Below are 20,248 nucleotides of genomic sequence, written 5' to 3'. Positions count from 1 at the left end.
GTGGATTCATTACGCGAAAGTCGAAGATTCTTTTCGAGAGTTGTTCGTTCGCGATGAACAGGGGTGACATCACAGGCAATTTCGAGGAGAATAGGCCAGTCGCGTGATGAAAGACAGCATCACGCGTCTCTTCTTGTGAGAGCAACTCCGTCTCTCACGACCAATGGAAACCAGTGCAGAACGACGAGACTTTTGAGGCCGGCCCCGCCGATGCCGATCTGATCCTGCGCACCCGTTCGGGTGACAGTGCAGCATTCGGTGAGCTCTGGCGACGCCACTACCCGTCGGGGATGTCCGTCGCGCGCTCGATCACCTCCAGCATCGACCCGGACGATCTGGTGCAGGAGTCGTACACACGCATCTATCAGGCGGTGCTCAAAGGCGGCGGACCGAACGGTTCGTTCCGTGCATATCTGTTCACCAGCATCCGGAACACCGCGGCATCGTGGGGCCGTTCGCGTGTCGAAACGCCGATGGACGAGCTCGAGACCATCCCGGATCCGGACAGCACCGACCAGGCCGCGAACGATGCTCTCGACCGCAGCCTCACCGCCCAGGCATTCCGCAGCCTTCCCACGCGCTGGCAGGAGGTGCTCTGGTACACCGAGATCGAGCGGATGAAGCCAGCAGAGGTCGCACCGCTGCTGGGGATGAAGGCTGGCGCGGTCTCGCAACTGGCATTCCGTGCGCGCGAGGGCTTGCGAGAAGCGTGGATCGGTGCGCATCTGCGCAGCACGAAAGACGGCTCCGAGTGCCACTGGACCATCGAACACCTCGGTGCGTATTCGCGCGGCAACCTCAGCGCTCGCGATCAGAAGCGCGCTGATCTGCACCTCGATGAGTGTGCCCGATGCATGATCGTGGCAGCAGAGGCGAAGGACGTATCCAACCGGCTTGCTCTCGTTCTGCTCCCTCTCGTGCTCGGTGTTGCCGGGGCAGCCGGATACGCCGCGATGCTTCAGGGCAGCGGGGTGCCAATCGTGGCGCTGGCTGCGATGCCGTCATCCGTAAGCGGTAGTGCTGTCAGCGTCGGTGGCGCGGGAGTGACTGCAGGAACCGGCGCGCTTCACGGCAATAGTGGGGCGGCAGGAGGCACAACGGCAGGAGCCGGTTCCGGCGGCGCAGTCGGAGGCGGCGCGACCGGAGGCGGTGCAGCAGGCGGTGGTATCTTCACCGGCATCGGCGCTCTGGTCGGCGCCGGATCCGCGGCAGTTCTCGTCGCCGGCGCAGTCGCGGCGGCAGCGATCGTCCCGGGGCTGGTCAACGCCGCTCCCGTCATGTCGATGTCCAGTGCCAGCGCGCCGGGCGACTCATTGATCACAACGGAAGTCGCCCCGGACGAGGATCTGGATGCTGACGAGAAGTTCGTCCTCGAGATCGCCGAGGATGCGCCCGAGCGCGGCACCGACACGAACACGGAGCCTGAAGTTGAGGCTCCCGCCCCTCACCCGTCGATTCGGCCCACCGAGCAGGAAGATCGCCGAGAGGATGAAGGCGGAAACCAGGTCCCCGTTCCTGAGCCGACGGAACCGACGGAATCGGATGAGCCTACCGAGGCGATTCCTGAGCCTGACGAACCTGAAGCGCCCGTTCCCGAGCCCGAAGAGCCGGGCGAGGTCGAGCCTGAGGCACCCGCCCCGCCCGTGCCAGATGTTCCGGTCGATGTTCCGACTGTCCCGCTGCCGGAGCCGGAGCCGGAGCCCACGCCTGAACCCGAGCAGCCGGCCGCGCCGAAGCCGGAACCAACGCCCACGCCGGAACCCACGCCTGAGCCGAAGCCTGAGCCCGCTCCCGAGCCGGAGCCGGAGCCGGAACCAACGCCCACGCCGGAACCGGAACCGACGTTACCGGCCGGTACCCCGACGATTGGCGCCACAACCGTAGAGTGCCTCCCCGACAGGCTTATCGACCAGACTCAAGTCACTGTGGTGATTACCGGTGCCCCGGATTCGACCGTCATGGTCAGAACCGCCGGGATTCTGGGCATTGATCGTGACGATACGGCGATCACGTTGGATTCGGATGGTGTCGGATCAGTTACCCTCAGACCAACTGCCCCACAGCTCCTCGGAAGCCTGTCCGTGTATTACATCGCAGGAGACCAGACCGGCGACAAAGCGAGCGTCCGCTTCACACAGTTGATCGACATCACAGAGTGCGTCTGACCGGTTGGTTGCGCTTCGAGCGTCCTGCCCCGACTGAGCCACCTCCCCCGGCCGAATAGACTGGGAGCATGTCCGAAGCTCCTGACGCAATCCCCGGTGTCAATCGTCCGAACATCGCTCCGCTCGACATCATCCGGGCCGTGATCCTGGTCGCAGCGATCGCATCGCTCGTGCTCTGGGGCTTTGCGATGTGGACCTTCCCGTGGAACCTCGTGTTCGGTATCGGTGCGCCGTTGCTCGTTCTGGTCATCTGGGCGCTGTTCCTGTCGCCGCGTCCTCTGCTTCGCCTGCATCCATTCGTGCGCGCGGTCGTCGAACTGCTCATCTATGCCGGTGTCACCGTTGTTTGGTGGTCGATGGATCAGGCTTGGGTCGGGCTCGGCTTCGCCCTCGTCGCCGTCACCGCCGGACTCTTCGCGGGTCGGAGAAACCTGCAGTGACCGTCGCTGCGGCCCTGCGGGACGCTCTCGGCGACATCGTCGATGTCACCGACGGCACGCTTGAAGCCGCGCGCGCAGACCGTTCCGGGCATGCCTCCCCAGGCCGCCCGCTCGCTGTCATTCATGCCGAGACCGTCGAGCATGTGCAGCAGACGATGCGAATCGCCACGCAGACCCGCACACCTGTCGTGGTGCGCGGTGCAGGCACCGGGCTCGCGGGGGCTGCCAACGCCGGGCCCGGTGAGATCGTCCTGTCGACTGTGCGGATGAACCGGGTGCTCGAAGTGCGCCCCGATGATCTCTTCGCCGTCGTCGAGCCCGGCATCCTGAACGCCGAGCTGAACACGCTGCTCGCAGAGCACGGGCTATGGTGGCCGCCGGACCCGGCCAGCCGAGACATCTCCACGGTCGGCGGCAACATCGCCACTGGTGCCGGTGGACTGCTGTGCGCGAAGTACGGCGTCGTGCGCGATGCAGTTCTCGCGATCGATCTCGTACTCGCGGATGGACGGCTCCTGCATCTGGGCCACCGCAGCGTCAAGGGCGTGACCGGGCTCGATCTGACTTCTCTCGTCATCGGTTCGGAGGGAACCCTCGGCGTCGTGGTCGGCGCGACACTGAAGCTCAAGCGTGTCGTGGCCGGAGACGTCTGCACCATCACAGCGCTGTTTCCCACCGTCACCGATGCGGCCACCGGCTCGGCAGCGGTGACGGCATCCGGCGCTCAGCCCGCGATCATGGAACTCATCGATGCGACCAGCCTCGCGGCCGTCCACCGATTGCTGAGTCTGCCCGCTCCCCTGGCTGGATCGTCTCAACTGACGATCCAGACAGACGGCCCGGCTGCCACGGCAGAGGCCGATCTCATCGCCGCAGTGCTCACCGACGCCGGCGGGCAGGTCGTGCTGAGCTACGACCGTGCTGAAGGCGAACGGTTGCTCGCGATCCGCCGCTCGATCCATCCGGCGCTGTCAGCTCTTGGCACCACGCTGATCGAAGACGTCTCGGTTCCGCGCAGTGCCCTGCCGAGTATGTTTGACGAGATCGCGCGGATCGAGCAGAAGTTCGGCCTGACGATCCCCACCGTTGCGCATGCGGGTGATGGCAACCTGCATCCGAATTTCATCTTCGAGGGGCCCGACGTTCCTGCCCAAATCTGGGAGGCGGCCGATGAACTGTTCCGCGCCGCCATCCGCTTGGGAGGGACGCTGACCGGCGAGCACGGCATCGGGATGCTGAAGAGCCGCTGGCTCGCCGAAGAACTCGGTGAAGACCAGTGGGAGCTGCAGCGTCAGATCAAAGCAGTCTTCGATCCTCTCGGCATCCTCAATCCCGGGAAGGTATTCAACCGTGCCTGACATTCATGTGAGCGCAGCGATCATCCAGGACGCCGCTGGCCGGGTGCTCGTGGTTCGCAAGCAGGGCACGCTCGCCTTCATGCAGCCGGGCGGGAAGCCCGAGGCTGGCGAGAATCCCGCGCAGACACTCGCCCGGGAACTCGATGAGGAACTCGGCCTCAAGGTCGATGAGAACGCACTGCGCCCGCTCGGACGGTTCATTTCTGCCGCCGCGAATGAGCCGGGACACCGTGTGGTCGCGGATGCCTTCGCCCTCACGATCGATGCGAGCGAGGTCGCGGTGCAGGCGGAAATCGCCGAGCTGCGTTGGATCACCCCTGCGGAGATCGGCACGCTGCCCTTGGCCCCGCTGAGCGTGGAGCATCTGCTCCCCCTCGCCTGGCCCGCTGTTTCCCCCTAGCGAGCGGGCGGCTGTGGCTCATAAATCGCGAAAACTTGAGCCACGCGCGCCCACTCGCAAGCAAGGGGTGAGGGTGAGTGAGGGGGTGGGGGTGAGGGTTAAATTCCCTGCCAGGCGGGCTTGTTCGCAAAGGCGTACCGGTAGTAGTCGACGAGCTTCAGCTTCGACGCTGCTGCCTCGTCGACGACGACTGTGACGTGCTGATGCATCTGAATCGCGGATGCCGGCACCAGTGCGCTGACCGGTCCTTCAACAGCCTCCGCCACAGCACGTGCCTTGCCCTCGCCGAACGCCAGCAGCACCAGGTGACGCGCGCGCAGGATCGTGCCGAGCCCCTGCGTGATGCAGTGCCTCGGCACGTCATCGATCGAGTCGAAGAAGCGCGCGTTGTCCTTGCGTGTCTGCTCGGTGAGCGTCTTCACCCGGGTCTGTGAAGCAAACGACGAGCCCGGCTCGTTGAAGCCGATGTGCCCATCGGTTCCGATCCCGAGGATCTGCAGGTCGACGCCGCCCGCTGCGGTGATCGCTGCTTCGTAGTCGGCGCCGGCGTGCTCGATTCCGTCGAGAGAGCCGTTGGGCACGTGTACGTTCTCCGGGTTCAGCCCGAGAGGTTCGACGACCTCTCGAGTGATCACCGAGCGATAGCTCTCCGGATGCTTCGGGTCGATGCCCGCATACTCATCCAGCGCGAAGCCACGGACCTGCGACACATCGGTGCCCGCGAGTCGTCCGTGAAGCGCCTGGTAAACCGGCAGTGGCGTCGAACCGGTCGCAAGGCCCAGCACCGTATCCGGGCGGTGTGCGATGAGTCGCACAATCTCGCCCGCCACCAGTGCACCTGCAGCAGCGGCGTTCTCGACAACAACGACTTCAGCCATGGACGACAGTCTCCTCTTCACGGACATGTGCTCCCACCGGCGCGGCGCTGAGAGCAGCCGCAGGGGAACCGGATGGAAGCAGTTCAATTCTCTCATCGAGGCGCGATGGAATCCGCCCGGCCAGACCTCTGACCGGGCGCACCACTGCCACTATGAGACTCCTAATTGTCCCGACAGCACCATCACTGTGGTGCCGAGCAGGACGATGTCATCCTGCGGGGTCAGACGAATCACCACGTCGCGGAACTCGTCGAGAGTCCGCTCGCGAAATGCTGCGAGTGCGGCATCGATGAACGTTCCGCTGAGCAGTTCCGCTGGTCCGTCAACGACGACGTCAGTCAGATCGAGTGCAGCGACGGTGGCAGCGATCGCGATCGCCAATCGGGTACCGGCGTCGCGCAAGATCTCCTCGCGCGCCTCGGGATTGGCATCGATCTCGGCGGTCAGGCGCGTGACGCTCAGCCACGCTTCCAGGCAACCGCGTTTGCCGCAGATGCACTGTGGGCCCCCATCGGTGCCGACCACGACATGGCCGATTTCACCAGCGGCGAAGCGACTGCCGCGCAACGGTTGTCCACCGGAGATGAGTCCGGATCCCACGCCGACCCCGATCTTGATCAGGATGAAGTCCGCACGAGCGGCGCCGAAGGTGTATTCGGCGAGTGCTGCCGCGTTGGCATCATTGCGCACCAGAACCGGGAGGCCGAGAGCAGCGTTCAGCTTCTCCTCCAGCGGAAAATCAAGCCAGCCCAGGTTCGGCGAGTTGAGTACGACCCCGTCGGTGCGCACGACACCGGGGGTTCCGACGCCGACGCCGAGCAGGGTTTCTGTGGATGCCGCGATGAGGTCGCGGCCGAGTCCCAGCACCGCGGCAAATGCGGCATCCCCATCGCCCCGCTCTGTGCGTGCGATCTCGCGACGCTCCACGACTTCACCATCCAGGGTGAGCACGGCGCCCCGGAAGACCTCAGCATCGGAAAGATCTATTCCGATGATCTGATGTCCCTTGCGGTCGATGTCGATGAGAATCGGTGGCTTGCCCGGACCAGAGGTCTCTCGCACACCGAGCTCGACGACGATGCCGTCAGCGATGAACTCCGAGACCAGATCCGAAATAGTCACCCGGGTCAGGCCCGTCTCGCGAGCCAGATCCGCCCGGCTCATCTCGCCTTCGTGGTACAGCATCTGCAGCACCAACGCGCGGTTGTGGCCGCGGGCGTGCTCAGGAAGCGCCTTGACCCGCGAGCGCAGCCTGCGCGATGGCCCGAAGGCATGAGAGCCGACAGCAACTGGCTCAGTTACGGGCGACTGAGGCGTGTCATCCAATGCGGACATATTTGTTAGTAGACCTTACGAACGACAGTTTCGCAACCACTTTTACCCCCAGAGTAAAAAGTCCACGAAAGCAATTTCCTCATCCTACGCCGCAGCTCGCCCCTACCCCGCGACCAACCGTTGCCTCTCCGTTACCCGGCGCACCGTATGATAAGGGGAAGTATGTCGCGTCAAAATCACGGGGGGTGAATTCGTGACTGATCTTGCTGCCACTCCAGGCGCAGACACTGCACAGACCACGGTTGTCACACCGGCGCCACCGCCGCCGGGCGGCAGTGGCCCGTCAGTCGAATGGGCTCCGCACGAGCCCGCACCGAAGAAACGCCGTGTCGGCCTCTGGGTCGGAATCGGCGCAGGAGCTCTGCTGGTCGCTGCCGGTGTAGCCTCCGTATTCTTGATCGCACCGGGAACGACCATCGCTGGCGTCCCTGTCGGAGGCCTGACCCCCGGTGGCGCAACGGATGCCGTCAACTCGCGCCTAGCGAACCTCGAGATCACCCTCACCGATGTCGCCGACGAGCAGGTCATCACCGGCGCCGAGCTCGGCGCTGCCATCGACGCCGGACCTCTGGCTGAAGAAGCATTCGCCGCTCACCCGATGTGGAAGCTCGGCGAATGGATGCCAGAACCGCTCACCGGCACGATCTCCGTCGATCCGGAACTGGCGACCGACGCATTGCGTGCGCTGATTCCGGCCAGCTACACGGATGCTGTCGACGCAACCGTCGCGTTTGACGCGGGCACCGGCACTTACGTCTCCACGGCAGCTGAAGCCGGAACCGGCATCAACCTTGCCGATCTCACCACCGCCATCACCGAAGCTCTCACTGACGGTGAGAGCTCGATGAGCTACTCCGCGGCTCCCGCCGAATCTCCGGCGCTCATCAGCGACCAAGAAGCCGCCACCACCGTGGAAGAGCTGAACACCATGCTCGCCGCCATCGGCTTCTACGTCGGCGAAGAGCGCACGGTCCCCGTCGAACCGGCCGTCGCCGCCACCTGGCTCAACGTCTCCAACGACGGCAGTGAGTTGAACATCACCGCGGACGAGTCCGCGATCCAGGCTGTCGTCGACACCCTGCCCGAACTCGTCAATCGTGCCGCCGTCAACGCCGACGTGATCGTCAACGGCGCAGGAGACGTGCTCCGCGAGATCGTCGCCGGCGTCAGCGGTCGCGAGTTGGGCGACGTCAGCAATGCGGCATCCGACTTCGCTGAGCAGCTTCAAAGCGGCGACGCCGCATTCGAACTGAACGTCAACGAAACCGCGTTCGAGACCACGACGCGGCTGCGTCAGATCGACATCAACCTCGCCACTCAGACCATCACTGTTCTGGAGAACGGCAACGCCATCGACTCTTGGCTCGTCTCCTCCGGCGTCAATGGTTTCAACACGCACACCGGCTCGTACCAGGTCGGCTGGAAGACGTCCAGCCAGAACATGGGCAACCGTGACCTCGCACAGGCTCCGCACTACTTCCAGCCGAATGTGAAGTCGGTCATGTATTTCAACGGCGACCAGGCAATCCACGGTGTGTACTGGCACGAAGCCTGGGGCACGCCCAAGAGCCACGGTTGCGTGGGGATGCCTGAGTGGCGCGCGCAGTGGCTCTACGACTGGTCACCCGAGGGCGTCGGCATCAATATCCACTACTGAGCCAACACTGGCAACAGACAACAATGGGGCCGGATGCCACAGCATCCGGCCCCATTGTTGTCCCTGTGCTTACGCCAGAGCGTCGATGATGCTGTTCAGCGTCGCCGACGGACGCATGATCTTCGCGACCTTGGCGGTGTCGGGGCGGTAGTAGCCACCGATGTCGACGGGGTTGCCCTGTGCTGCCTTCAACTCCTCGACGATCTCCTGCTCCTTGGCAGTGAGGTCTGCGGCGATCGGACCGAAGGCGGCGGCCAGATCTGCATCCTTCGTCTGTGCGGCGAGCTCCTGCGCCCAGTACAGCCCCAGGTAGAAGTGGCTGCCGCGGTTGTCGATCGTGCCGAGCTTGCGGCCGGGCGAACGATCCTCTTCGAGGAACGTTCCGGTCGCAGCATCCAACGTCTCGGCGAGAACGCGCGCCTTCTCGTTTTCGGTGCGGTCGGCGAAGTGCTCGAATGACGCTGCCAGCGCGAAGAACTCGCCCAGCGAGTCCCAGCGCAGGTAGTTCTCCTCCACCAGCTGCTGCACGTGCTTCGGCGCCGATCCACCGGCACCGGTCTCGAACAGGCCTCCGCCGGCGAGCAGCGGAACGATCGAAAGCATCTTGGCGCTCGTTCCGACCTCGAGGATCGGGAACAGGTCGGTCAAATAGTCACGCAGCACGTTTCCGGTGACCGAGATGGTGTCTTCACCGCGACGCAGGCGCTCCAGCGAGTAACGGGTGGCGTCCTCGGGAGCGAGGACCTTGATCGTCAGCCCCTCGGTGTCGTGATCCTTCAGGTACTCATTGACCTTGGCGATGAGTGCCGCGTCGTGCGAACGTGCCTCGTCCAGCCAGAAGACGGCCGGCGTCGCACTCGCGCGAGCTCGCGTGACGGCCAGCTTCACCCAGTCACGGATCGCAACGTCCTTGGCCTGAGTGCCGCGCCAGATGTCGCCCGGCTGAACGCTGTGCTCGAGCACGACGTCGCCAGCTGCGGTGACTACCTGGATGCGGCCGGCTGCCGTGACCTCGAAGGTCTTGTCGTGGCTGCCGTACTCTTCGGCCGCCTGTGCCATGAGGCCGACGTTCGGAACAGTACCGATCGTGGCCGGGTCAAGCGGACCATTGGCGATGACGTCTTCGATGGTCGCCTGGTAGACGCCCGCGTAAGACGAGTCGGGGATGACCGCGATCGTGTCGTCCTCGCCGCCATCCGCTCCCCAGAGCTTTCCGCCGTTGCGGACGAGCGCCGGCATGGATGCATCGACGATGACGTCGGAGGGCACGTGCAGGTTCGTGATGCCCTTGTCGGAGTTCACATACGACAGGCGCGGCCCGTTCTGCATGGCGCGGAAGAACGCCTCGGCGATCGTCTCGCCACCGTCGAGGTCGGCGAGTCCTGCGAGGATCGAGCCGAGACCGTCGTTGGCGCTGAGGCCGGCCGCAGCCAGCTTGTCGCCGTAGTCGGCGAACACATCGGCGAAGTAGGCCTTCACGACGTGACCGAAGATGATCGGGTCGGACACCTTCATCATCGTGGCCTTGAGGTGCACCGAGTAGAGCACGTCATCCGCCTTGGCGGCGGCAAGCGTCTCAGCGAGGAACGCGTCCAAGGCCGCGGCCGAGAGGAACGTGGCATCCACGATCTCGCCGGGCAGAACCTTCAGGTTCTCCTTGAGCGCGGTAACCGTGCCGTCTTCGGCGACGTGCTGGATGGTCAGCACATCATCGCCGGGGCTGACCCAGCTCTTCTCGTTGGCCTTGAAGTCGTCGTGACCGAGAGTCACGACACGAGTCTTGGATCCGTCTGCGAACGGCTTGTTGCGGTGCGGGTGCTTCTTGGCATAGTTCTTCACTGCCAGCGGCGCGCGGCGATCGCTGTTGCCCTCGCGCAGCACCGGGTTGACGGCCGATCCCTTGATGCGGTCGTAGCGTGCGCGCACGTCCTTCTCTTCGAGAGAGGAGGGCTCGTCCGGGAAGCTGGGGACGTCATAGCCCTGCGCCTGCAACTCGGCGATGGCCGCCTTCAGCTGCGGGATCGATGCCGAGATGTTCGGCAGCTTGATGATGTTCGCCTCGGGGAGCGTGGCCAGTCCACCCAGCTCAGCGAGAGCATCAGAGACTTCCTGGTCGGCAGTCAGCTTCTGCGGGAAGGTCGCGAGGATGCGCCCGGCCAACGAGATGTCGCGGGTTTCGATGTCGATTCCGGCCTGTGCTGCGTAGGCCTGGACGATCGGGAGGAACGATGCAGTGGCCAGAGCCGGTGCCTCGTCCGTGTACGTGTAGATGATGGCGTCGTCGGTCACCGGGAGATTCTCCGTTCACGAGTCAAATTTGTCTCGATACCAAGATACCTGAGTGCCCTCGAAGCCGTTCGCAGACATCTTTTGCCCGCAGAATGCTTCGAGAGGTTACCCTGGGCTTATGTCGGAACTGCGCATGGTCGAACTATCCGCTGCGACGATCGTCGCTGTGAACAACATGTCGCTCAAGCCTGGGCAGGAGCAGTTCCTCGCTCCGGTGTCCTACGGTATCGCCGCCACGGTGATCAACCCGCAGACCTCATGGCAACGAGTCGTCTTGGATCGCAACGAGGTCGTCGGCTTCGTCAGCGCCAACTTTGACGATGAAGCACCCGAAGAGCACTTCCGGTCCGTCCTCTGGCGCATCAACGTCGACGCGGACGATCAGGGTCGCGGTATCGGCCGCTTCGCCGTGGCGAATCTGCTTGATGAGGCCCGCACGCGCGGTATGGAACACGTCAATGTGATCTATGAGGCCGGCAGCGATGGCCCTGAGGCGTTCTTCCGCCGCGTGGGGTTCACCCCGGTCGGCGAGACCGCGTATTCCGAAGTGATCGCTGAAATCCGTCTGACCCCCTGATACCGGCGGCGGGGCTTCGGATCCCCTCCCCCACCGAGGCCTCGTCGCCTTTCTTTTGTTGGGTTTGACCACAAAAGGCTTGCGCTCGCGCTCGAACTCTGCGTAGTATCACTGTCGAAGCGTTTCGCGAAACGCTTCGACAGCATTCCGCAAGAGCGACGAAGGAGTCCGGATGACGTCAATACACGACGTGGCCAAGGCCGCCGGCGTCTCGATCAGCACTGTGTCTTATGCACTCAGTGGCAATCGACCGGTTTCTGACAAGACCCGTCGTCGCATTGAAGATGCTGTCCAGGAACTCGGCTACCAGCCCAATGCCGGCGCACGGATGCTGGCCGGTCGACGAACCCACATCTTCGCCCTGACCGAACCGCTCCGCGCCGACACCCATGCGCCCACGCACATGGCCTTCGTGCTGGCTACCGCAGTGGCGGCGCGCAAACGCGGCTATGACATTCTGCTGCTGACCGATGAGCAGGCGTCCGCTGGAATGAGTCGAGTCGCTGCCACCGACCTGGTCGATGCGATCCTCGTGCTTGATGTGGCCCCCGACGACGAACGTGTGAAGATCGCGCGATCAGTGCAAACTCCGACGATCTTTGTCGGCATTCCTGACGATCACGAGGACCTGCACTGCGTCGACCTCGACTTCGAAGGCGTCGGCTCGCTTGCTGTAGACAGGCTCGCCGATATTGGCCACCGCAAGATCGCGCTGATCGGCCAAAGCGATCTCGCTTACCGTCGATCGAATTTCCCCCGCCGACTGTTGCAGGGTTTCCGCGAACGCGCCGCACAACGCGGCATCGCACAGGATTTTGCTGCGAGCGGCTCAACCATCACCGACCCTGCGGTGGTTCGCACTGCTACTGAGACGGCAATCGACTCCGGGGCAACAGCTCTCGTTCTGCATGCCGCGGATGATGTGCACACGCTGGTGCTGACAGTCCTGGCCGAGAGAGGGCTGCAGGTCGGCGAAGACATTTCGGTGCTGTCAGCAGGCACATCCTTTGATTCTGCGGTTCTTCCCGTCGCTGTCGACACCATCCCTCTCATCCCGCAGATCTCGTGCGATCTTGCAGTCGATCTCGCGGTTCGCAGCCTGGACGAGCCCCTGACTCCCTCCATTCATCTGATTCCGCCCGAGTACCACGAAGTCGGATCCGTCGCACCACCACGCGGCTGACCCAGCTGCACCCTCATATGCCGTATTTGCGCCCCGTCATCGAAACGCTTCGACGAAGGGCAAGGAGAAAGGAGTGCCAAAGATGGCACATTTCACTAGCAGGACTCGAACATTCACCGCGATCGCAGCGTTTACCGCTGCTGGCCTCACCCTGAGCGGTTGCTCTGCAGGTGGCGGAGATGACGGTGACGGTCAGACCCTGAAGCTGTGGCACTACGAAGGAGCCGACAGTGCTATGGGCAAGGCCTGGGCTGAGGCCATCTCGATCTTCGAGGACGAGACGGGTGCCACCGTCGAATTCGAGGAGAAATCATTCGAGCAGATCCAGAAGACTGCGAGCCAGGTGCTCGATACCGATGCCGCACCGGACCTGATGGAGTTCAACAAGGGCAACGCGACGGCCGGCTTCCTGGCTTCCACCGGTCTCATCGCCGACATCTCGGATGCCGTCGAGGAGTACGGATGGGGCGATATGCTCGCCCCATCGCTGCAGACCACCGCGAAGTACACCGACGACGGCGTGATGGGCGGCGACACCTGGTATGGCGTCCCGAACTACGGCGAGTTCGTCGGCGTCTACTACAACCTCGACGCATTCGCTGATGCTGGCTTGGAGGTGCCGGAGACCTACGACGAGTTCGTCGCAGTTCTCGACGCCTTCGTCCAACAGGGCATCACTCCGCTCGCCGAGGCCGGTGCGGAGTACCCGCTCGGTCAGCTCTGGTACCAGCTGGCGCTGATGAAGGCCGACCGCGGCTTCGTCGATGACTATCAGCTCTACGCCGACTCCGTCGATTGGGCCGGTGAGGAGATCACCTCCGCTACCGAAACTCTCGCGGAGTACGTCGACAAGGGCTATATCGCAAGCGACGTCTCATCGATCAAGGCAGAGGATGCTGGTGTGTCGTTCATTAACGGCAGCGCACCCATCTTTGTCTCCGGTTCCTGGTGGTACGGGCGCTTCGTCAACGAAGCCACCGGGTTCGATTGGACCATGACGGCATTCCCCGACTCCGACCTCTCACTCGGTTCATCGGGAAACCTGTGGGTCGTTCCGGAGAACGCGTCGAACCAGGATCTCGCCTACAAGTTCATCGACATCACGATGCGCCCGGAGATCCAGGCGATCATCGGCAACAACGGCGGCCTCCCGGTCGCCGCAGACCCGGCCGACATCACCGATGAGAAGAGCCAGGAGCTCATCAGCGTATTCAACGGCATCCTCGATGCTGACGGTCTCTCCTTCTACCCGGACTGGCCTGCGCCCGGCTTCTACGACGTGATCGTGCAGGAACTGCAAGGTCTGATCACCGGCACGCAGGATGCGGCGACCACCAACGCCAACCTCGGCGAGCAGTACGACGAAGGAACCGCGGAATACCGCTGATCGACCAGTGGGGGCAGCACCTGTGCTGCCCCCACTCCGGCTTGAAGGACAACCACCATGTCTCAACACACAATCGTCAAGAGGGCGCGACCACCGGCTGAGCAGCCGGCCATCCCGCAGCGCGGCGGCGGCACCCGAGCGTACTGGGCGTACCTGCTGCCGGGGTTCCTGCTCCTATTGATCGTGGTCATCGTCCCGCTGATCTGGAATGTCTATCTCACTTTCACCTCTTGGAAGGGCGTCCGCACTCCAGAGTTCATCGGGCTCGACAACTGGGTGAAAATCCTCGGTGACGAAGACTTTTGGACTTCCTTCACCAACTCCATCTGGATGGTACTTGCCATGGTGGTGCTGCCTACCGTGCTGGGCCTCGTTATCGCTGCGCTGCTGTTCGACGTCATAGGACGCAAGTTCGGTGGACGCACGGCGAGCTTCTTGCGCGCCACTTTCTACCTTCCCCAGATTCTGCCGGTCGTGGTTGCTGGCATTGTGATCGGATGGATCGTCCGCCCCGGAGCGGACGGCGCGCTCAACCAGATCCTCGCGGTGTTCGGTATTGGTGCGGTCGACTGGCTCGGCAAAATGCCTTCCGCTCTCATCGTGCTGATGGTCGTCCTGGTCTGGGTGCAGATTGGGTACCCCGTGGTTGTTTTCATGGCCGCGCTCCAGCGGGTTGACCCCGAGCTCTACGAAGCCGCTGAGCTCGACGGCGCGAACTGGCTACAGCGATTCCGCTTGATCACGATGAGCATCATCCGGCCGGAGATCTTCGTCGTCACCCTTACCTGCACGATCGCCGCGTTGAAGGTGTTCGGCCCGGTGTACGTCATCACTCGCGGCGGCCCCGCGGGTTCGACGCTGGTCCCCGCCTATTACGCCTATCAGGAGTTCTTCACGAAGCGGAACGTCGGGTACGGCGCGACGATCGCGACCGTTCTGACCATCGTCGTGGTCATCGTGTCTATCGTCTTCATCCGCGTGCAGAATGCACTCGAGAACAAGGAGAGGGCGGGACTGTGATGCATGCCACCACCGCCATCGTCACCGGCAAGCCGGGCAGGAGCCGTCCCCGTGGCGGAATGACCAAGAAGCGCGGTATCGACTGGCTGCTGATCGCGCTCGTCGCCATCGGTGCGCTAGCTGTGATCGCTCCGTTCTATCTGGTGCTGGTCAACTCATTCAAATCTCCCGTCGAGTACGCCACCGCGGGCCCATTGGGCCTGCCTGCAAGCCTCGATTTCAGCGGCATGATCGCTTTTTGGGAACGGGTGAACTTTCCCGAGAAGGTATGGAACTCGATCTTCATCTCTGGCGTCGTCTCGGTACTCGCCGTCATCATCTCGATGTTCAATGCTTTTGCCATCGGCATCGGCCGTGTGCGCGGGCGTAGCTGGATTGTGCTGTTGTTCCTGATGGCGAATCTGCTGCCGCAGGAAGCGCTGCTGTATCCGCTGTATTACATGTTCAAGGAGGTCGGTCTCTATGACAATGTCTGGTCGGTGATCATCGTGTTCACCGTTGTGCAGGCAGCGTTCGGAACGTATCTGCTCTCCTCCGTGTATGGAACCTTCCCCAAGGAAGTTCTCGAGGCAGCCTCGATCGACGGTGCCAGCAGGTGGCAGATCCTTTGGCGCGTGGTCTTCCCCATCAGCCGCCCGACCCTGTCGGTTCTGCTCATCTTCTTCTTCATATGGACGTGGAATGAGTTCCTCATCCCGCTGACGTTCCTGGCATCCAATGCCAATCAGACGGTACCGGTGGCGATCAGCGTGCTGCAGGGCGACCGGCTGATGGATGTCACGACGACGAGCGCGTCGGCACTTCTGGGCATCATCCCCACGCTCATCTTCTTCCTCATCTTCCAGCGCACTCTCACACGCGGCATCACAGCAGGAGCAATCAAGTAATGAAGTTCACCGACGGATTTTGGCAGCTGCGCCCTGGCGTCACGGCACTGTACGCGCAGGAGGCCTATGACATCGAAACGACCGAGAACACCGCCGATGGTGCGGGGATCGTTGCGACCGCCCCCACGCTGGTCATCGCCAAGCGCGGCGACACGCTCAATCGACCAGTGTTGACCACGACACTCTCCTCCCCCGCGGCCGGCGTCATCCGGGTACGTGTCGCGCACCACGAGGGCGGACGCTGGCACGGCGGTTTCGATCTACCGGGAGCGGATGCTTCGGGTGCAGACGCAGCCTCCGTATCTGGTGATGGCGGAGCGCTCACCAGTGGAGCGCTCACAGCACGGATCACCCCGGGCGCCCCGTGGAACCTCTCTTTCGAGATCGATGGCAAGCGCGTCACCGGCAGCGGACACAAGGCGCAGGGTTACATGCAGTTGACCGCCGATGCACAGGTTGATCCAGGAATCGTGGGCAACGCCCGTGCAACCACCTCGCCGCCCTCACAAACGACGTTCGTGCACGAACAGCTCGATCTCGCCGTCGGTGAACTCATCTACGGTCTCGGCGAACGCTTCGGTCCACTGGTCAAGAACGGTCAGACCGTGGACATCTGGAACGCGGATGGCGGCACCTCCAGCGAGCAGGCTTATAAGAGCGTCCCCTTCTATCTGTCCAATCGCGGGTACGGGATCCTGGTCAACGACCCCGGTCACGTCTCCTACGAGATCGGATCCGAAGCGGTCGAACGCGTACAGTTCTCGGTACCGGGCGAGGTGCTGGAGTACTTCGTGATCGCTGGCCCCACACCGAAGGACGTCCTCGACCGCTACACCGCGCTGACCGGGCGTGCACCCGTCGTGCCGGCATGGTCCTACGGCCTGTGGCTATCGACGAGCTTCACCACCGACTACGACGAAAAGACCGTGAACTCGTTCATCGACGAGATGTCAGCCCGCGAGCTTCCCGTCTCGGTCTTCCACTTCGACTGCTTCTGGATGCGTGAGTTCAACTGGTCCGACTTCGAATGGGACACGCGGGTCTTCCCTGATCCTGTCGGAATGCTCGAGCGGCTGCATAAGAAGGACCTTCGGGTGTCGGTCTGGATCAACCCGTACATCGCACAGCGTTCCCCGCTGTTCCGCGAAGCCGGCGACGCGGATTACCTCGTCAAACGGGCCGATGGCTCGATCTGGCAGTGGGATCTCTGGCAGGCCGGAATGGGGCTGGTTGACTTCACGAACCCCGATGCGGTGGCCTGGTACCAGTCGAAACTTCGCGCGCTCGTCGATCAGGGCGTGGACTGTTTCAAAACCGACTTCGGCGAGCGCATCCCCACCGACGTGGTCTGGGCCGATGGGTCAGACCCCGCACGTATGCACAACCTCTACACGCAGCTGTACAACCGCGCCGTGCACGACGTGCTCGTCGATGCGCGAGGCGAGGGCGACGCGGTGCTGTTCGCGCGCTCGGCGACCGCCGGTGGGCAGAGCATGCCGGTGCACTGGGGCGGCGACTCGACCTCGACGTTCGCGTCGATGGCAGAGACGCTGCGCGGCGGCCTTTCGCTGGCACTGAGTGGCTTCGCTTTCTGGAGCCACGACATCGGCGGCTTCGAGGGAATGCCCGATGCAGGAGTGTTCAAGCGCTGGACGGCCTTCGGCCTGCTGTGCTCGCACTCCCGCTTTCATGGCTCTTCGTCGTATCGGGTCCCGTGGGCCTTCGACGATGAAGCCGTCGAGGTGACCCGGATTTTCACCCATCTGAAGATGCAGCTGATGCCGTATCTCTTCCAAGCGGGAATGGATGCCACCCGCTCCGGCATCCCGCTCATGCGCCCGATGTTGCTCGAGTTCCCCGACGATCCTGGCGTCGCGCATCTGGATCGGCAGTACATGCTCGGCTCGGAGATCCTGGTCGCACCGGTGTTCTCGGAATCGGGCGAGGTGGAGTTCTATCTACCCGCAGGCGAGTGGACGCATCTACTCACCGGCGAACACGTCACCGGTAGCGGCTGGCGACGCGAGACGCACGGTTTCGACTCTCTGCCGCTGTACGTCCGCCCTGGAGCAGTGATCCCCTGGGGAGCACGGACCGACCGCCCGGACTACGACTACCATGACGAACTGAAGCTGCGCGTCTTCCCCGGTGGTACCGGGAGCCGCACGATCACGGTGACGTCGCCTGGCGGAGTCGCCCGCACCTACACCGCAGACCTCGAGGAGACCACCGAATGACTGCCACAACTGGCTCGGCCGACTACCGCGATTCCGGCCTCGTCTTCCCCAAGAGTTTCACGTTCGGCTCTGCCACCGCCTCGTACCAGATCGAGGGCGCAGCGGCCGAGGACGGACGTACCCCGTCGATTTGGGACACCTTCAGCAAGACACCCGGCAAGGTGTGGAACGGCGACACGGGAGATGTGGCATGCGATCACTACCACCGCGTCGATGAAGACCTCGACCTCATGAAGGAGCTCGGACTCGAGGCGTACCGCTTCTCGATCGCCTGGCCACGGATCCAGCCGACCGCCGACGGTGCGGTCAATCAGTCGGGCATCGACTCCTACTCGCGCCTGGTGGACGGGCTGCTCGAGCGCGGCATCCGTCCTGTCGCGACGCTGTATCACTGGGACCTCCCCCAGTACCTCGAGGATGCCGGAGGCTGGACGTCGCGCGCGACCACCGATGCTTTCGAGCGCTACGCGGAGATCATGGGCACGGCGCTCGGCGACCGCGTGCACACCTGGACCACGCTGAACGAGCCGTGGTGCTCGGCGTACCTCGGCTACGGCCAGGGCGGGCACGCCCCCGGACGCACCGAGCCAGCATCCGCGCTCGCAGCCGTCCACCACCTGAACCTCTCCCACGGTCGCGCGATCCAGGCACTGCGAGCAACCTCCACCGGAGACCCCGACTACTCGGTCACGCTCAACTTCCACGTGCTGCGCGGCCAGGGCGATGGTGCTGCCGAGGCGATGCGCCGCATTGATGGTCTCGCGAACCGCGCGTTCACGCATCCGATGCTGCGCGGCGAGTATCCCGCCGACCTGCTCGCTGATACCGCAGAGGTCACCGACTGGTCTTTCGTGCAGGACGGCGACCTTCAGGCCATCAACCAGCCGATCGACGTGCTCGGTGTGAACTACTACTCCACCGCGACCGTTCGACTGTGGGACGGAGTCTCCGCGAAGCAGCAGAACGACGGGCACAAGGGCACCTCAGCCGGCACGGCCTGGCCGGGCAGCGACCAGCTCGTCGAGTTCGTCCAGCAGCCGGGGCCGTACACGGCGATGGGCTGGAACATCGCACCCGAGGGTCTGGAGGAGCTCCTCGTCTCGCTGTCGGAGCAGTTCCCCGAGCAGCCACTGATGGTCACCGAGAATGGCGCAGCCTTCGAAGACGAGGTTGCCGAGGACGGCTCCGTGCCCGACCCCGAGCGCACCGACTACCTGCGGCGCCACTTCACCGCAGCGCACCGCGCCATCGAGCGCGGCGTCGACCTGCGCGGTTACTTCGTGTGGTCGCTGCTGGACAACTTCGAGTGGGGCTACGGCTACGCGAAGCGGTTCGGCATCGTGCGCGTCGACTTCGACACGCTCGAGCGCACGGTCAAGGACTCCGGGCACTGGTACCAGGAGCTCGTGCGCACGCGCGCGCTCCCCGCGTAATCGCTACTGCTGCGGCGGCGTCTCGTCTTTGCCGGGCCGCCGCCGCGCCGGCTTCGCCGTGCTGCTGTCGGTCTCGGCCCGGGATTCATCGGCCGAGCGATCCTTAGCCGGACGCCGCTCGTTCCAGGCTGCGAAAGCGGATGCTGCCGCACCAGCAGCCTTGTCAAGAGCTTCCGCTGACCGTACGAACACCTGCTGCGCGGCATCCTGCCAGGCCTGTCCCGCATTCGGATCCACACCGTTCGCGCGTGCCTTCGCTGTGTGCTCAGCCACGTCGAAGGCACGCTCAAGGTGTGCGACAGCATCACGATAGGCCGAGAACTCCGCCGTGGTGACATGAGGGCTGAGCGACGCACGCAGTTCGCTCGCTCGCTGTGAAGCGGTCAGAAAAGCCGAAGTCGCCGGCTCCTTGCCATCGCTCATGGCGGGATAGGCGATCAGCTTGGCAGGATCGGTCTCATAATCCATCCACCGCGCGAGCACGGCGTCATGCGCGCGGTACAACTTCGTCAGCGGATAGCGCTCACGTGCAGACGTCGGCGGAATCTCCGCGTATGCGACCTTGACGTGGACCCGCCGAGCGCGCACATCCGCTGCCGCCACCTTCAGATTCTGCTCGGCCTGTTTCAGCATCCGGCGAGAGCTCGCGACATCGGCGCTGCTGGCCCGCGATGCCGAGCGTTCGGCAATCGCCCTGGAGTGCTCGGCCCGCGCGACTTTCACGGCCCGACGGTGCTCACCGACCTCGAGCTGCGCCTCTTTCAGGTCTCGTCGAGCCGCGTCATGAGCCAGCCTCCGCTCCACGCTGCTGCGACGCCCGCGCATACCGATTGCGGTCGCTGCTCCGGCTCCGGCCGCGACGGCTGGCGCGATCCACCATCCGTCCGCTGCCAGCGCCACCACTCCGATCACCCCTTCATCGTAGTCACCTCATTCCCCGCAATCCCCTGCGCCCGTGAAGTAAGCTGCTCCCTTTCCGCGGTCGGTCACAACTTCGGCGGC

Annotated in this window: 16 protein-coding genes; 12 read left to right on the top strand and 4 right to left on the bottom strand. The window is 63.8% G+C overall.

Annotated elements, in window-relative coordinates; genetic code table 11:
- Positions 1-173: 173 nt before the first annotated feature.
- The 4 genes from ACW5CM_RS14540 (at position 174) to ACW5CM_RS14525 (ending at position 4,363) form a co-directional block, all read left to right on the top strand.
- Positions 174-2,165 (top strand): sigma-70 family RNA polymerase sigma factor, encoded by a 1,992-nt coding sequence (locus ACW5CM_RS14540; protein ID WP_457125434.1) that lies wholly within the window; start codon positions 174-176, stop codon positions 2,163-2,165.
- 68 nt (positions 2,166-2,233) lie between these two features.
- Positions 2,234-2,605: a YrdB family protein gene (locus ACW5CM_RS14535; RefSeq protein WP_457125433.1), complete on the top strand. Its 372-nt coding sequence runs from the start codon at positions 2,234-2,236 to the stop codon at positions 2,603-2,605.
- Complete coding sequence (locus ACW5CM_RS14530; protein WP_457125432.1) at positions 2,602-3,963, top strand: FAD-binding oxidoreductase; 1,362 nt, start codon at positions 2,602-2,604, stop codon at positions 3,961-3,963. Before ACW5CM_RS14535 ends, ACW5CM_RS14530 begins: the two co-directional genes overlap by 4 nt.
- Positions 3,956-4,363 carry an NUDIX hydrolase gene (locus ACW5CM_RS14525; protein ID WP_457125431.1) on the top strand — a complete coding sequence of 136 codons (408 nt, stop codon included), beginning with the start codon at positions 3,956-3,958 and terminating at the stop codon, positions 4,361-4,363. Before ACW5CM_RS14530 ends, ACW5CM_RS14525 begins: the two co-directional genes overlap by 8 nt.
- Positions 4,364-4,461: 98 nt before the next feature.
- Here ACW5CM_RS14525 and nagB read toward each other — a convergent pair whose 3' ends face one another.
- Both nagB and ACW5CM_RS14515 read right to left on the bottom strand, forming a co-directional pair.
- The gene (gene nagB / locus ACW5CM_RS14520) at positions 4,462-5,241 is read right to left on the bottom strand and encodes a glucosamine-6-phosphate deaminase (protein WP_438253197.1); all 780 of its coding nucleotides are present in this window, start codon (positions 5,239-5,241) and stop codon (positions 4,462-4,464) included.
- A gap of 150 nt (positions 5,242-5,391) precedes the next feature.
- Positions 5,392-6,576, bottom strand: a complete 1,185-nt coding sequence (locus tag ACW5CM_RS14515) for an ROK family transcriptional regulator (protein ID WP_457125430.1) — start codon at positions 6,574-6,576, stop codon at positions 5,392-5,394.
- Positions 6,577-6,769: 193 nt separating this feature from the next.
- Between ACW5CM_RS14515 and ACW5CM_RS14510 the strand changes: the two genes are divergently transcribed.
- Positions 6,770-8,233: a L,D-transpeptidase gene (locus tag ACW5CM_RS14510; protein ID WP_457125429.1), complete on the top strand. Its 1,464-nt coding sequence runs from the start codon at positions 6,770-6,772 to the stop codon at positions 8,231-8,233.
- A gap of 69 nt (positions 8,234-8,302) precedes the next feature.
- On the opposite strand, the gene ACW5CM_RS14505 is transcribed toward ACW5CM_RS14510, so the two are convergent.
- Positions 8,303-10,522 (bottom strand): NADP-dependent isocitrate dehydrogenase, encoded by a 2,220-nt coding sequence (locus ACW5CM_RS14505; RefSeq protein WP_457125428.1) that lies wholly within the window; start codon positions 10,520-10,522, stop codon positions 8,303-8,305.
- Positions 10,523-10,640: 118 nt separating this feature from the next.
- Between ACW5CM_RS14505 and ACW5CM_RS14500 the strand changes: the two genes are divergently transcribed.
- The 7 genes from ACW5CM_RS14500 (at position 10,641) to ACW5CM_RS14470 (ending at position 19,246) form a co-directional block, all read left to right on the top strand.
- Positions 10,641-11,099 carry a GNAT family N-acetyltransferase gene (locus ACW5CM_RS14500; RefSeq protein WP_438253193.1) on the top strand — a complete coding sequence of 153 codons (459 nt, stop codon included), beginning with the start codon at positions 10,641-10,643 and terminating at the stop codon, positions 11,097-11,099.
- Positions 11,100-11,271: 172 nt separating this feature from the next.
- Entirely contained in the window at positions 11,272-12,282 is a 1,011-nt protein-coding gene (locus ACW5CM_RS14495; protein ID WP_457125427.1) for a LacI family DNA-binding transcriptional regulator, read from the top strand.
- Between the two features lie 82 nt (positions 12,283-12,364).
- Entirely contained in the window at positions 12,365-13,669 is a 1,305-nt protein-coding gene (locus ACW5CM_RS14490) for an ABC transporter substrate-binding protein (protein WP_457125426.1), read from the top strand.
- 57 nt (positions 13,670-13,726) lie between these two features.
- Positions 13,727-14,689 carry a carbohydrate ABC transporter permease gene (locus ACW5CM_RS14485; RefSeq protein ID WP_457125425.1) on the top strand — a complete coding sequence of 321 codons (963 nt, stop codon included), beginning with the start codon at positions 13,727-13,729 and terminating at the stop codon, positions 14,687-14,689.
- Positions 14,689-15,576, top strand: a complete 888-nt coding sequence (locus ACW5CM_RS14480) for a carbohydrate ABC transporter permease (RefSeq protein WP_457125424.1) — start codon at positions 14,689-14,691, stop codon at positions 15,574-15,576. Before ACW5CM_RS14485 ends, ACW5CM_RS14480 begins: the two co-directional genes overlap by 1 nt.
- On the top strand, positions 15,576-17,813 hold the full coding sequence (gene yicI, locus ACW5CM_RS14475) for an alpha-xylosidase (RefSeq protein WP_457125423.1): 2,238 nt from the start codon (positions 15,576-15,578) through the stop codon (positions 17,811-17,813). The genes ACW5CM_RS14480 and yicI overlap by 1 nt, the downstream gene beginning before the upstream one ends.
- Positions 17,810-19,246: a GH1 family beta-glucosidase gene (locus tag ACW5CM_RS14470; protein ID WP_457125422.1), complete on the top strand. Its 1,437-nt coding sequence runs from the start codon at positions 17,810-17,812 to the stop codon at positions 19,244-19,246. The genes yicI and ACW5CM_RS14470 overlap by 4 nt, the downstream gene beginning before the upstream one ends.
- Before the next feature lie 3 nt (positions 19,247-19,249).
- Here the strand turns inward: ACW5CM_RS14470 and ACW5CM_RS14465 are convergent, their stop codons facing one another.
- Positions 19,250-20,158, bottom strand: coding sequence for a hypothetical protein (locus tag ACW5CM_RS14465; protein ID WP_457125421.1), 909 nt, complete (start codon positions 20,156-20,158; stop codon positions 19,250-19,252).
- Positions 20,159-20,248 lie beyond the last annotated feature (90 nt).

The sequence above is a fragment of the Microbacterium wangyouchuni genome, assembly GCF_054072595.1.
Note: the sequence above shows the minus strand (reverse complement) of the source record. Positions and strands in the feature narration are given on the sequence as shown.